The organism is Diaminobutyricimonas sp. LJ205 (genome assembly GCF_009755725.1).
In the GTDB taxonomy this organism is placed as follows: Bacteria; Actinomycetota; Actinomycetes; order Actinomycetales; family Microbacteriaceae; genus Ruicaihuangia.
Genome location: NZ_CP046619.1, coordinates 93,273 through 106,954, shown reverse-complemented (window position 1 = coordinate 106,954; position 13,682 = coordinate 93,273). Strand labels below are relative to the sequence as shown.

Annotated in this window: 15 protein-coding genes; 11 read left to right on the top strand and 4 right to left on the bottom strand. The window is 64.9% G+C overall.

What is annotated here, in order from left to right; all coding sequences use genetic code 11:
• Positions 1–3 precede the first annotated feature (3 nt).
• Positions 4–549 carry an NADPH-dependent FMN reductase gene (locus GO591_RS00530; protein ID WP_157155022.1) on the bottom strand — a complete coding sequence of 182 codons (546 nt, stop codon included), beginning with the start codon at positions 547–549 and terminating at the stop codon, positions 4–6.
• Positions 550–647: 98 nt separating this feature from the next.
• On the opposite strand from GO591_RS00530, the gene GO591_RS00525 reads away from it, so the two are divergent.
• From GO591_RS00525 to GO591_RS00510, 5 genes are read left to right on the top strand one after another with little or no spacing between them, the layout of a single operon-like run.
• The gene (locus GO591_RS00525; protein WP_157155021.1) at positions 648–1,136 is read left to right on the top strand and encodes a MarR family winged helix-turn-helix transcriptional regulator; all 489 of its coding nucleotides are present in this window, start codon (positions 648–650) and stop codon (positions 1,134–1,136) included.
• Between the two features lie 9 nt (positions 1,137–1,145).
• A complete protein-coding gene (locus GO591_RS00520; RefSeq protein ID WP_157155020.1) occupies positions 1,146–2,711 on the top strand; it encodes a phytoene desaturase family protein in 1,566 nt (521 codons plus the stop codon).
• Between the two features lie 44 nt (positions 2,712–2,755).
• Positions 2,756–2,878, top strand: a complete 123-nt coding sequence (locus GO591_RS16000) for a hypothetical protein (RefSeq protein WP_255446915.1) — start codon at positions 2,756–2,758, stop codon at positions 2,876–2,878.
• Positions 2,865–3,362: an SRPBCC domain-containing protein gene (locus tag GO591_RS00515; protein ID WP_157155019.1), complete on the top strand. Its 498-nt coding sequence runs from the start codon at positions 2,865–2,867 to the stop codon at positions 3,360–3,362. The genes GO591_RS16000 and GO591_RS00515 overlap by 14 nt, the downstream gene beginning before the upstream one ends.
• Before the next feature lie 2 nt (positions 3,363–3,364).
• Positions 3,365–3,784 (top strand): DUF1801 domain-containing protein, encoded by a 420-nt coding sequence (locus GO591_RS00510; protein WP_157155018.1) that lies wholly within the window; start codon positions 3,365–3,367, stop codon positions 3,782–3,784.
• Between the two features lie 13 nt (positions 3,785–3,797).
• On the opposite strand, the gene GO591_RS00505 is transcribed toward GO591_RS00510, so the two are convergent.
• From GO591_RS00505 to GO591_RS00495, 3 genes are all read right to left on the bottom strand, one after another.
• Positions 3,798–4,346, bottom strand: a complete 549-nt coding sequence (locus GO591_RS00505) for a thioesterase family protein (protein WP_198295508.1) — start codon at positions 4,344–4,346, stop codon at positions 3,798–3,800.
• 134 nt (positions 4,347–4,480) lie between these two features.
• Positions 4,481–5,602 carry an MFS transporter gene (locus tag GO591_RS00500; protein ID WP_255446914.1) on the bottom strand — a complete coding sequence of 374 codons (1,122 nt, stop codon included), beginning with the start codon at positions 5,600–5,602 and terminating at the stop codon, positions 4,481–4,483.
• Between the two features lie 10 nt (positions 5,603–5,612).
• Positions 5,613–6,404 carry a sulfite exporter TauE/SafE family protein gene (locus GO591_RS00495; RefSeq protein ID WP_157155016.1) on the bottom strand — a complete coding sequence of 264 codons (792 nt, stop codon included), beginning with the start codon at positions 6,402–6,404 and terminating at the stop codon, positions 5,613–5,615.
• A 122-nt stretch (positions 6,405–6,526) separates the two neighbouring features.
• Here GO591_RS00495 and GO591_RS00490 point away from each other — a divergent pair, with 122 nt between their 5' ends.
• The 6 genes from GO591_RS00490 to GO591_RS00465 all read left to right on the top strand — a co-directional run bounded on the left by GO591_RS00490 (position 6,527) and on the right by GO591_RS00465 (position 13,677).
• Positions 6,527–7,243, top strand: a complete 717-nt coding sequence (locus GO591_RS00490) for a GntR family transcriptional regulator (RefSeq protein WP_157155015.1) — start codon at positions 6,527–6,529, stop codon at positions 7,241–7,243.
• A 211-nt stretch (positions 7,244–7,454) separates the two neighbouring features.
• Positions 7,455–7,940 carry a RidA family protein gene (locus tag GO591_RS00485; protein WP_157155014.1) on the top strand — a complete coding sequence of 162 codons (486 nt, stop codon included), beginning with the start codon at positions 7,455–7,457 and terminating at the stop codon, positions 7,938–7,940.
• Positions 7,941–8,191: 251 nt separating this feature from the next.
• On the top strand, positions 8,192–9,811 hold the full coding sequence (locus tag GO591_RS00480) for an amidohydrolase (RefSeq protein WP_157155013.1): 1,620 nt from the start codon (positions 8,192–8,194) through the stop codon (positions 9,809–9,811).
• 47 nt (positions 9,812–9,858) lie between these two features.
• A complete protein-coding gene (locus tag GO591_RS00475; RefSeq protein ID WP_198295507.1) occupies positions 9,859–11,595 on the top strand; it encodes a gamma-glutamyltransferase family protein in 1,737 nt (578 codons plus the stop codon).
• A gap of 153 nt (positions 11,596–11,748) precedes the next feature.
• Positions 11,749–12,642 carry a hypothetical protein gene (locus GO591_RS00470; RefSeq protein WP_157155011.1) on the top strand — a complete coding sequence of 298 codons (894 nt, stop codon included), beginning with the start codon at positions 11,749–11,751 and terminating at the stop codon, positions 12,640–12,642.
• A 66-nt stretch (positions 12,643–12,708) separates the two neighbouring features.
• Positions 12,709–13,677, top strand: a complete 969-nt coding sequence (locus GO591_RS00465) for an ABC transporter permease (RefSeq protein WP_157155010.1) — start codon at positions 12,709–12,711, stop codon at positions 13,675–13,677.
• Positions 13,678–13,682 lie beyond the last annotated feature (5 nt).

Genomic DNA, 13,682 nt, shown 5'->3' with positions numbered 1-13,682 from the left:
TACTTACGCAGCGGCCCGCTCGGCGTCCTCGCGGACAGTGCGGAGCGCGGCAGCCCACGGGAGGAGCTGGTCGATCTGACCCTGCAGCTCGCTGGCCTTGATCTCGGCGGGGGTGAACTTCGCGTCGCCGGTGAAGACGCCCTCGAAGTCGGTGAAGATCGAGAACATGACGTGGGTGCGCACGTCGGCGACCTGCAGCTCGCCGAGGATGCCGCGCAGGTGCTCGGCAGCGCGGGTGCCACCGGCCGAGCCGTAGCTGATGATGCCGGCAGGCTTGTTGTTGTACGCGGTCGGCGCGATGAAGTCGAGCGAGTTCTTGAAGGTGCCCGGGATCGAGTGGTTGTACTCGGGGGTGATGAAGAGGAAGCCGTCGAAGCTGTCGATCTTGGCCTGGTACTCGGCGCCCAGGGCCGGGTAGTCGGCGAGGTCGACGAGCTCGAAGGAAGCACCTTCAGCCTTGGCGTTAGCGAGAACCCACGCGCCCACCTGGTCGCCCATGCGACCTTCGCGGGTGCTGCCGAGGATGATGCCGATGTTGAGGTTAGACAATGAATGTCCCTTTCTTGAAAGTTCATGTATCACGAAGGTGATGTGTCAACAATAAGTACTACTAGATGACGTGTCAACTAGTTGATAGAATGTTCAGCATGTCCGCAGTTTCCGAAATCAGTGATGGCGATTGGGAGGTCTGGCGCACCTTCTACGCGATGCGCCGCCAACTCGACCGCGCCCTCGAGAATCAGCTGCAGAAGGACGCCGGTATCTCCGGCCCGGACTACGAGGTACTGCTCACCCTGTTCGAAGCCCGTGACAAGCGCCTGCGCGCCCGCGAACTCGGCGAACTGATCGGCTGGGAGAAGAGCCGGCTCTCGCACCAGGTCACCCGGATGGCCTCCCGCGGGCTGGTCGAGCGCACCGAGTGCGACGACGATCTGCGCGGCACCTGGATCGGCCTGACCAACGACGGGCGCCGCGCGATCCTCGGCGCCATGCGGGAACACGTAACGGCGATTCGCGAGCTCTTCTTCGACGTCGTCAGCGACGACGAGAAGACCGCACTACTGAGCGCCTCAGTGAAGGTGCTTGACGCAATCAACCCGGAGGCCTGCCAACTGGACGAGCGCGCCGCCTCCTAGGCTCGGGGCATGTCCGATCTCTATGACGTCGCCATCGTCGGCGGCGGCCACAACGGCCTGACCGCCGCCGCCTACCTCGCCTCTGCCGGCAAGCGTGTGATCGTGCTCGAGAAGCTCGACACGCTCGGCGGGGCCGCCGTGTCCGCCCAGGCATTCGACGGCGTCGACGCGCGACTGTCCCGCTACTCGTATCTGGTCAGCCTGCTGCCCCAGCGCATCGTGCAGGACCTCGGCCTCGACATCCACCTGAAGCGACGTCGCTACTCGTCGTACACGCCGGTACTCGGAGGCGACGGCGGACTGCTGATCGACAACGGAGACCCGGCGGCGACCACCGCGAGCTTCGCCTCGATCGGCGCATTCGAGGATGCCGCGGCCTGGCGAGACTTCTACGCGGCAACCTCCCGGCTCGGCCAGACCCTGTTCCCGACCGTGCTCGACCCGCTGCTCACCCGCAGCGAGGCCCGCACCGCCGTCGGAGACGAACGCGTCTGGCAGCAGTTCATCGAGCGTCCCGTCGGACAGGCCATCGAGTCCTCGTTCACGAGCGACCTGGTGCGCGGAGTGGTGCTCACCGACGCGCTGATCGGCACCTTCGCGCCAACGATCGATCCGACCCTCGCGGCGAACCACTGCTTCCTGTACCACGTCATCGGCGGAGGAACCGGGGACTGGGACGTGCCCGTTGGCGGCATGGGCGCGGTCACGGGTGAGCTGGCCCGGGCAGCGCGGCTGGCCGGGGCATCCTTCGCCACCGGCGCGGAAGTGACCGGCATCACGCCGGACGGCGAGGTCACCTACGTGGTCGGCGGCACCGAGCAGCGTCTGGGGGCCACGACGGTGCTGGCCAACGTCTCACCGTGGACGCTGGACGGGTTGCTCGATGGCGGCTCGACCGCATCCCTCGGGTCGAGCCTGTCGAGCCCCAAACCCGAAGGCGCCCAGGTCAAGGTGAATCTGCTGCTGTCCCGACTGCCTCGGCTGCACGGCGACGTCGACCCGGTCGCCGCGTTCGGCGGCACCTTCCACATCAACGAGGGCTGGCAGCAACTGCAGGACGCCTACGATGCGGCGGCGGCAGGGCGGATGCCGGAGCTGCTGCCCGCGGAGATCTACTGCCACACCCTCACCGACCCGACCATCCTGTCTCCCGAGCTGCGCGCGACCGGGGCTCAGACGCTGACCCTGTTCGGACTGCACGCGCCCGACCGAATCGACGCCAGCCGCGATGACTGGCAAGCCGCCGCACTCCGCTCGCTGAACTCGGTGCTCGCCGAGCCGATCGAACCGCTGTTGATGACGGATGCCGCGGGCAATCCGTGCATCGAGACGAAGACGACGCGGGACCTCGAGGCGACCCTCGGCCTGCCGGGCGGCAACATCTTCCACGGCCCGTTGGCCTGGCCCTTCGCCGAAGACGACGACAACCTCGGCACCCCGGCCGAGCGCTGGGGGGTCGCGACCGAGCACGAACGCGTGCTGCTCTGCGGATCCGGCGCCCGACGCGGCGGCGCAGTCAGCGGCATCGCCGGGCACAATGCGGCGATGGCGGTGCTGGAGTCTTCGATCGGTTGATTGCCCCCTATCGTGGGGGGCCGCTCGTCGCTACTGTGGCGAATATGCCCGATATTGCAGATTTGCAAACCCGAATTGCACCCGTTCTGCTGCCCTCGGTGAACCGGCTGGCGGACATCCGTGCCCAGTACGACCCCCAGGGAGTGTTCGACCATGGTTTCCACTGACCGCCGCGGATCCGGCTTCCTGGCGAAAGACAGCCAGGGCCTCGCGCTGACTCTGAGCCGGGCGTTTGATGCCAAGGCCTTCGAGGTGTGGCCGTTGCTGACCGAGTCCACGCTGCTGGGGAAGTGGATCGGAACCTGGACCGGCAGGGCGGGGGTCGGCAAGACCATCGCCTTCGTGATGACCGAGGAGGGCGACGACCCGGAGATGGTTACCATCCTAGGCTGCGACCCGCCCCGCTATATGGTCCTCGAGCTCGGCGCCGCCGGCGGCGGAACCTGGCGGCTCGCGGTCACCCTGATCGAGCAGGATGGCAACACCACACTGACCCTGCAGCACTACCTGCATCCGAGCGATGCGCTTGCCGAGATCGGCCCGGGCTGGGACTACTACCTCGACCGGCTGGCGGCGGTCTGGCTCGGCGATGAGATGCCGATCTGGGACGACTACTACCCGGCGCTCGTTGGGTACTACGAGAAGATGTGACCATGGCAGACGAACCGAAGACCGTGCCGACTGAGGTCGCACCCGCCGAGTTCATTCAGACGATTCCCGAGGACAAGCGGCGCGAGCAGGGCGAGCGCGTGCTGGCGTTGATGAGTGACGCCACCGGCGATGCTCCGACCATGTGGGGCCCGACCATGATCGGCTACGGCTCACAGCACTACAAGTACGCCAGCGGGCGCGAGGGAGACTGGCCGAAGGTCGGCTTCGCGCCTCGCAAGGCCGCGATCACGTTCTATGGGCTGCTCGATCACGAGGAGCTGCTGCCCTTGCTCGAGAAGCTGGGCAAACACACCACGGGCAAGGGCTGCGTCTACGTGAAGAAGCTCGAGGACGTGGACGAGTCCGTGCTGCGCGAGCTGGTGTCGCGCGCCTACGGCCTGGCGAACGGCTTCACGGCGTAGCCCCTCCCACCGCTCACTCCCAGTGGCTCGGCGTCGGGATCCGGGTGCTGGGCAGCGCGACATCCGTGCCCCATTGCAGCAGCCATTCCGGCACCTCGACCTCGTGGGGTGCGACGCCGATGGTGGCGATGAGATCGTCCATCGAGACGTGCCCGCCGGTGCGCTTGAGGAACCGGCCGCGGATGTACATGCGGGCGTACACCTCGCCCTTGACCACGAAGCGCTGTTCGAGGTACACGGCGCGCTCGTCGTAGCCGAGGAACCGGCTCTCGACGACGAACCGTTGCCACGGCATGAGCGAGCGGCGGTAGCTGATCGTCGAACTGGCCACCACCGGATACCAGCCGAGCCTGGTCATCGTGGCGTACAGCCCGTTCCGCCGCAGCAGGTCGAACCGGCCGATGTCAGCGATCGACAGGTAGCGGCCGTTGTTCATGTGCCGATAGATGTCGAGGTCGGTGGGCAGCACGCGGAACGGGGTGCTCACGACGTCGAACGGCCCAACCTTCGGTCGGCGGGCAGAAAGCCAGGAATGCAGGATGGTGCGCCAGAGCAGATTCACGGGGTTCAGGGTACGTATACGGCAGCGCTTTCATGGTTTCGCTGTAGGCATGCCACAAGCTGGGCGTCAAACGTGGTCCGAAATCATGCGGTTTCGCCGGTGCGAACCGCTGCCTGTTCACGAGCAGTTGACCGCTACGACGTGCTCGTCGGCCGGAACACGGCGTTGACCGCCAACGTCGCGAGTATGAGAAGCGCGGGCACGAGGAAGCCCCATCCCGACTCTGAAACATAGATCGGCAGGAACACCATCGGAGCAAGGCCGGCGCCGAAGAACCGGAACGACTGAACCGATGACAGGGCATCGCGTGACGACGGACTCCCGAGTACGTATTTATTCACGCCGAGCCACGCGGCGAGACCTGCGGCTGTTGCACACCCCCACAGCGCCCCGAGTATCGGCGCGTTCGGTGCCCAGGGCATCAGGGCGACCGACAAAGCGCTGATGAAGAGACTCGCAACGAGCACGCGGTGAGAGCCCCAGCGGTCCACGATGGCACCGGTCGCGGGCGCAAGGACAAGTGCTGCGACGCCACCCACCATCAGAATGATGCCGCGCTCAGCCGAACTCGACTCGAAACGCTCGAACGCCAGTAGCGCAACGAGGAACCCGAGTCCTGTAACGCACGCGCCGACGGAGAGGTTCGTGACACAGAGCCACACCAGCGCCCAGGAGAACCGGACGCGCGCACGCTCTTTGCGCTGCTCAAGGATCCGGGGAACCCCAATCACACAGAGGACCACCGCGAACCCCGCGACGCAAACGAATGTGTAACGCCATGAGAACTCGGCAAGCACGCCGCTAAGAAGCGGTGCGGAGAGCTGCCCGACGGCGTTGACGGCACCGTACAGCCCCAGCGTTCGACCGAGTCGGTCCGGACTCGTGAAGCTACTGAATAGCGACAGGATGAGCGGCGTTGTGAATGCGTTGCTGACGCCCAACACGGTATAGCCGAGGAGGAAGACCGGCCAAGTCGGTGCCATTGCGCAAAGGATGGCTGCGGGACAGATAGTGGCGTATGCGATCAGGATCATGCGTCTCACCCCCCATCGCGCACCCAACGAGCTCGAAATGAGCATCGTCGTCGCGAATGGCAACAGGTAGAACATGATCGACGCGGCGGCCTGGTCGGGTTCGATGCCGTAGGACTCACCGAGTTCGGGCAGGATTGTCGCGGTCATCATCCCGCCGAAGGGACCGAGAAATCCCCCCGCGTAGAGTGCGGTCCGCTGCAACTTGCTCGGTGGGCTCGCCACGGGCGCGTCCTCAGTTGGCCAGGAGCACGAAGATCGCGAGTGAGCCGACCACGACGATGGTGATGCGGAGTGCGAGCTCGGGGATCCGACGGCCGAGTTTCGCGCCGAGCTGACCGCCGATCACCGCACCGACGGCGATGATCGCCGCTGCCCACCAGTCGATCGGCGTCATGACGACGAAGACGGCGCCGGCCGCGAAGTTGGCTGCCGCCGCCAGCATGTTCTTCACGGCATTTGCTCGCTGGATGGAGCCTTTCAGCGCGATTGAAAGAATGGAAAGAAGGATGACGCCCTGCGCGGCACCGAAATAGCCGCCGTAAGTTCCCGTCAGCAGGGTGGCGGTGAGGACCCCGGGCCCGAGCTCGCGCTGTCGCCCTCGGTAGCCGCCCTCGGCGCCCCTCAAAACCTGCCGTGCGGCGATCCGACGCTTAAGGGTCGGGCCGAGAATGACGAGCACGCACGCGAGAGCGATGAGCGCGGGCACGACACCCTTGAAGACTTCTGCAGGCAGGACGAGCAGTAGGAGCGCGCCCGCTGCGCCGCCGATCCCGGCAAAGATGACGAGCGGAATGAACGATCTCCACTCCCCGCGAATCTCGTGACGGTAGCCGATCGCCCCGCTGATCGAGCCGGGTAGGACCCCCACGTTGTTCGTCACGTTCGCGAGCACGGGCGGGTATCCGAGCGCGAGCAGAGCAGGAAACGAGATGAGAGACCCGGATCCCACCACCGTGTTGATGAGGCCGGCACCCAGGCCGGCCACGACAAGCAGGGCAATCTGGAGCAGGTCGAGCTGGGGCATGGGCATCTCGCTTACTGATGGCACGAATGACGGTTACGAAAATTGTATCCTATTAAGCCCGAGTCGGATGCAGAAAGCAACGGTATGTAGCCAGGTCGTGGGTAAGTCGATATTATTGAGCAGTGTCCACACAGGTGACGAAAACGCGCGACGACGGGCAAGCTGACGACGGTGTCGGCCTGTCTGACCGCATCGCAGCTGAACTCAGTCGGCGGGTGTCCTCGGGCGAGTTGCCGCTCGGCACATGGCTTCGACAGAACAAGATCGCCGAAGAGTTCGGCACGAGCCGCACGCCCGTGCGCGAGGCGATCCAATCCCTCAGCGCAACAGGAATCGCCGAGATGATCCCAAATCGCGGCGCGCGCATCCGGGTTCCGTCCGCACGAGAAGTCCAAGAGGGCTACCGCGTGCGTGCGGAACTCGAGGGACTCGCGGTGGAACTCGCCACAACGTTCGCGACCCAAGAGCAGATCGATCGCCTCCGCGCCGCGGAGGAACTCTTCGAGGCCGCCGTCCGCGAGGTTGCCCAAGACAATGTGAGCCTCGACGCCGGCCGACAGCGATGGACGCAGGCCAACGACGAGTTTCACGAGATCATCCTGCAGGCCGCGCGCAACCACACGCTGGCGTCGGCACTCGCCTGGATTCACCACCAGCTTCCGCGCAACCTGACCTGGAATGAACTGAGTCGGGACATTCGCTCGATGAGGCGCAATGTCGAGCAGCACCGCGCGATCCGCGAGGCGATCGAGGCCGGCGACGCGGCTCGCGCCCGGCGGGCAATCATGGAACACGTCCTTAGTTCAGGTGACCTCATTCTCGCGAGCCTCGAGGAATAGCAGGAGCGCCGGGACGAGAACCGCTCCCGCTCGAGGGCAGCGAGACAACCGTTCCATAACGGCACATCAGCCTCGGAATGTGTGCGCCGGGGTCACATCAGGCTGACGCTTCCCGAGCAACGCTGGCGGCGCCACCGGCCCACGATCGACACCCCATCGAACTATCACTGCGTCATACCGTGCAACCAAAAGTGTGTACAATCTTGGCCAGTTGGAATTCAACGCACGCAACGACGCCGACCGGACCTTCCGGATCCGAACCCTCGGGGTCGCCAGCGGCGGCGCCTCTACGGAAGGAATCACGATGGGTCGCATATTGATCAACCCCGCCGGCCTCAAAGCTCTTGACGCCTACACACACGTTGCGATTGGAACGGGGCAGACAGTCATTCACTTCGCCGGACAGGTGGCGTTCGACGCCGACGGAAACGTCATCGGCGAAGGCGACCTGCGAGCCCAGGTGATCGCGTGCATGAACAACCTCAAGATCGCCATGGACGCGGTCGGTGCAACGTGGCACGACATCGTGCGACGCACCGTCTACGCGACGGAGCTTGGCGAGCCCGGCACGATCGCGCGTGCGATCAAAGAGGTCACGGGCGATGTCCAGAGCCCTCCGCAGACGATGGTGAAGGTGGCCGGACTCGCGCTCCCCACGCTGCTCGTGGAAATCGAAGCCACCGCCGTTATTGGTTAGGGCAGCACGCATGACCGGCGCTCGCGAGATGTCTCCGAACTGCACCGACGCTTCCACCCTGCATCGCCGTTCGATCGTCGGTTGAGACTTCGATGACCGGGGGCACCATTCGACAGGAATCTCGTCGTCACGGGGACGAGTTTCCGACGACCTTCATCCTGACGAACGCGACGCTGATCGCCATGGATGAGGAACTTCCCCAGCAGGTACGCGAAGCCGCGGTCGTGATCAGCGACGGCGTCATCCAATCAGTGCACGGCAACGGCAGCGCCCTGCCCGACGAACTTGGCGGCGTGCGCCGCTTCGACATCGGAGGTCGGCCAGTCCTGCCGGGGCTGACCGACGGGCACGCTCATCTCGACCGCGAGACCCTCGGTGACGATCTCCCCGGGTTCGCCGGCGCCTCGAGCGTCTGGGACGTGCTGGATGTCATTGCCGCGGCCGTCGCAGGCTCGGAGCCGGGCGAGTGGGTGGTCACCCGCCCGCTGGGCACGCCGCCCGACTATCCGGATGCCGACCTGCCCTTTGTGGGACGCCTGCCTGACCGGCACCTCCTCGATCTCGTGAGCCCCGACAATCCGGTCTTCATCAGGCCAATCTGGGGCTTCTGGAACATGAAGGCCCGGAAGGTCTCGTTCGCAAACTCGATGGCGCTGCGCTTGGCGGGAATCACGGCCGATACCCCGTCCCCCCATGAAGACCTCACAATTGTGCGCGACGCTCGCGGCGAACCCACGGGGATGTTTGTCGAGGCTTCACAACAACCTCTGATCGAACACAGCCTGCTGGCCATTGCACCAGGATTCAGTCTTCAGCAGCGCGCCACCGCGATCGGGCGCGCTTTCGAGCGGTACGCATCGTTCGGGACAACCGCCTTTTACGAGGGTCACGGGGTGGCCGGTGAAGTTCTCGACGCCTACGCCGAAAGCTATGGCGCAGGCGGCCCAGTGCTGCGCGGGCGTCTGCCACTGAGCCCGCACTGGCCGGAGATCGAGGACATCTCGTCGACGCTCGCCGCTTGGAATGATCGCCTCGAGCGCCGCGCTCGCGGATTCGCGAGCGTCGACGGAATCTATCTCGAAGCATCCGCCGACATGCGCCGCGCCTCCATCCAGGCGGCGAACCACCCGCGAACCGGGTGGGCGGGATTCTCCAGCGGTGCCGTGGTGCCCGCCGATCGACTCGAGGAGATCCTTCTCGCCTGCGCGAGAGAAGGCATTCGCGTCTCGGGTATCACCAGCGAGCTGCTCGACGCGATGGTGCGGGTTCACCAGAGCGCCCCCATCGACGGGTTGCGGTGGACGCTGGGACACCAAGCCTCACTGAGTCCGCGACAGGTAGAAGACGCGGCGGCGTGCGGCATCATGATGACGACCGTCACCGGACACAACCTTCACCGCGGTGTGTACACGCGCGACCTCATCGGAACAGATCGTGAGAATGACATCGTTCCAGTCAAGTCGTTGACCGACGCGGGCGTACCTGTCGTCTTGAGTTCCGACAATCGACCCATCTCGCTGTGGGACAGCGTTCACCACGTCGTGACCAGGGAAGACGAACGCGGAGTCGTCGTTGCGCCCGACCAGGCGGTGTCACGGTATGACGCGCTTCGACTCATCACCGTCAACGGCGCGGTCCTGACGGGCGAGGATGCCACGCGCGGCAGAATCCGTCCTGGCTATTCCGCAGATCTCACCGTCCTCGACCGCAATCCGCTCGAGTGCGAGTTGAGCGACCTGAGCAAGATCACGGGCCTCGCAACGTTTGTCGCCGGAACTCCCGTGACCAATGACGGGAGCGTCCTCGGGCGATCGAGCATGTCGGTATTGCAAGGTAACGCCCCACTTCTGTCCCCTCCGTCAGGAAGCTAGAAATGCACTCAGAACCGTCTCGGCCTCAACTCATCGGTGACTTCGGGATGGCATCGTCGTCCCACTGGCTGTCGAGTTCGCTGGCGATGCGAATGCTTGAACTCGGCGGAAATGCGTTCGATGCGGCGGTCGCGGGAGTCTTTGCCCTTCAGGTGATCGAGCCGCATCAGAGCGGCCCGGGCGGGGACATGGTCGCGTTGTTCGCACGCGGCAACGACGAACAGCCGACGGTGCTCTGCGGCCAGGGTGTCGCGCCCGCTGGCGCAACGCCGGAAGCGTTCGATGCGCTCGGTCTCGACCTCATCCCGGGTTCAGGGCTCCTGCCCGCCACCGTGCCAGGTGCGACGCCCGCCCTCCTCATGATGCTGCGCGACTACGGCACGCTACCGCTGCGCACGGTCCTCGAACCGACGATCGCGCTCGCGCGGGGCGGCTACCCGCTCGGCGAGAAGGCGAGCATCACGATCGCCGCTCTTGCCGAGGTCTTCAACGCGCACTGGCCGACCTCCTATGCCACCTACCTTCCCGCGGGCCGCGTTCCAGCACCCGGTGAACGGTTCACGAACCGCGCCCTCGCCGACACCTACGAGCGGCTGGTCCGCGAGGCCGAAGCCGGCTCCGCAGGGCGCGAGGCGCAACTGGATGCGGCGCTCAAGGCGTGGAGTTCCGGCTTCATCGCGCAAACGATCGACCAGTTCAGCGGGCGCGAGCAGCGCGACGCGAACGGCATGGAACACCGAGGGCTCCTTACCGGCGAGGACATGCAGGCATGGAGCCCCACGTATGAGGCTGCACTGTCGGTCACCTCGGGCGAACACACCGTGTTCAAAGCGGGAGCGTGGAGCCAGGGTCCGGTCCTCCTGCAGCAGCTCGCGCTGCTCGAAGGCGTCGATTTCAATCCCCGAGATGAAGAGAGCATCCATTTCGTCATCGAGGCAGCCAAGCTGGCCTTCGCGGATCGCGAGGCGTGGTACGGAGACAGCACGGATGTCCCCCTCGGAACCCTGCTCTCCCCCGGCTACGCCGATGAGCGCCGCGCGCTCATCTGCGATGCCGCCTCGCACGAGTTTCGACCGGGGTCGCCCAATGGGCGATCCCCGAGAATGCCCGACGTCCATCACTTCGACACGAGAAACTACGAGAATCCGGCCTTTGCGGAGCCCAACTTCACCCATCCGGCGCCGACTCCGGGGGCAACCGCCGGTGACACGGTGCACCTGGATGTTGTGGACCGCTGGGGAAACATGGTGTCGGCGATGCCGAGCGGCGGATGGCTGCACTCGTCCCCGATCATCCCCGAGTTGGGTTTCGCGCTCGGCACTCGCATGCAGATGATGTGGCTCGAGCAAGGATTACCCGGTTCGCTCGTTCCTGGTCGGCGGCCGCGAACGACGCTCTCTCCAACACTCGCGTTCCGCGACGGCCGCCCCGCGCTTGCCTTCGGATCGCCTGGCGGCGACCAGCAAGACCAGTGGCAGTTCGCGTTCCTCGCGACCGTTCTCCGCGGTGAGGCGAACGCGCAGCGCGCCATTGAGCAACCGAAATTCCATACCCGGCATTTCCCGGGCTCCTTCTATCCGCGACGAGAAGTTCTCGGCGAGGTGTCGATCGAGGAGAGCGTCGGTCCCGGCGTGATCGCAGCCCTCGAGAAACGCGGCCACAAGGTCACCGCGAGCCCCGCAGGTTCCATCGGCAAGGTGTTCATGGTTGCGCGTGACGAAGGCGGATTCCTCACCGCCGCCGCCGACCCTCGTGGCGGGCTCGGGTATGCGGTTGGCCGTTGAGTTTCCCTCCTGCGGAAAAGGGATACAACCGAGTAGAAACGATCGACAATATTAGATACAGTGAATGCGAAGGGCAGCGTGGACTTCAGAAGCTCCCCTGACGCATCGACTATCCAACAGAACCGACGAGGACGTCGGAGAGGAGAACTTCCCGTGGGACCACTTGTTCAGCGACTCAGCTACCTGGCCGTCGATGCCATTGATGCAGACCGGCTGGCGCAGGACACCGCCAACACCGTCGGGGCACGCGAGGTGGGTCGTGACGACGAAAAGATCCTGATGTCGTCGAACCGCAGACACGCGGAGTTCGTCATCCACCGCAGCTCGGAAAACGCGTTCCGCGCGTGTGGCCTCGAAGCAATCAGCGCTGAGGCGGTTGACGAGGTCGAGCGACGCAGCCGCGAGTACGGACTCGAGATCATCACTCGAGAGCCGTCACTGCCCGTTATCGACAAGTCCGTCACCTTCCGCACCTCTGAAGGACTCGTCTTCGAGGTCCACACGCCCATGCCGCGCGATCGTGCGATGCGCTACCACGGCCCGGGCGTGCACCCGAAGTGCCTCGATCACGTCAACTTCACCGCTGCTGACCCCGAGAAGTGGACCGAAGAGATGGCTGCGAGCTGTGGCTTCCTGCTCAGCGAGCGGACGACAGGGTTCGAGATCTCCTGGATGCGAGCGAGCGACGGCCGCCACCACACCGTCGCGGCCGTGAAGAGCCACTCGGGCGGCGTGCACCACATCAGCTGGGAGTTCGACGCCTTCGAGGACATGAAGGTGCTCAGCGACAGCCTGATCCCCGAAGAGCGGCGCCTTGTGTGGGGCCCTGGCCGACACGGTGCGGGCGACAACCTGTTCCTCTACTACCACGACTCAGCGGGCTTCCTCATCGAGTGCATCGCCGAGATGGAAGTCATGAACGCGGACGACCCAGTGCGAATTTCTGAGCCCGGAGAAAATCTCTCCAACTGGAAGGTCGTCAACCAGTGGGGCGCCCTCCCTCCGATCGAATGGGTCGAGCACTTCACGCCGATCCGCTCCGCGTGAGTCCGATCCGCACCACTCACCTCTCGTGACACGGCAACCCACTAGCGCGCAAAGGAGCGTACAGCGGTGAAGCAATGGACCCTGCGACTGCTGCGGCTGATCGGCTCGTCGCTCGTGCTGATCTTCACGGTGATCGTGTTGATCTTCATCCTGCTGGAGCTTTCGCCCGCAGATCCCCTCAAGGCGTTCATCGGGGATGTTCCCGTCAGTGAGGAGTTCGAGCAGCGAATGATCGCGGCCTACGGTCTCGACAAATCGCCCTTCGAGCGTTTCTTCCTCTACCTCGGGAATCTCCTCACAGGCGACCTCGGACACTCGATCGTGCACCAGCGGCCGGTCGCCGACGTGATCCTCGAGAGGCTCGGCAACACGCTGATCCTGACACTGCCCGCGCTCGTGATCTCGTCGCTCGGTGGCATCATCCTCGGCACGATCGCCGCCCGCACCCGCAAGCCCGCACTCGACAACGCGGTGTCTATCGGGGCGATCGTCGGATTCTCCCTCCCGAGCTTTTGGCTCGCGCTGCTGCTCATCCTGGTCTTCTCCCTCTGGCTGGGCTGGCTGCCGTCGCAAGGAATGGCACCGTTCGGTCGACCCGGACTCCAAATCGAGTACCTCATCCTTCCGCTCATCGCGCTCAGCGTCGCCGAACTCGGCTTCAAAACGAGGATCATGCGGTCGAGCATGATCGAAGTGCTCGGTCAGGACTACATCGACACCGCGCGTTCCAAAGGGCTGACGAGCCTGCAGGTCCTCCGCCGCCATGGAGTGCTGAACGCGATGCTCCCCATGGTGAGCGTCATCGGCTACAGCCTCGGCTTTGTGATCGCCGGCTCGGTCGTGATCGAGAAGGTGTTCAGCTGGCCCGGGATGGGCCTGCTGCTCTACGACTCGATCACCAAGGGCGAGAACCTCGTCGTCATCGGAATCGTCATCATCATGACCGTCATCATCGTCATCGTGAACGCGCTGACCGACGTGACCTACGGGATTCTCGATCCGAGAGTCCGCGCCAAGATGCGGCGCCGGGGATAAGGAAA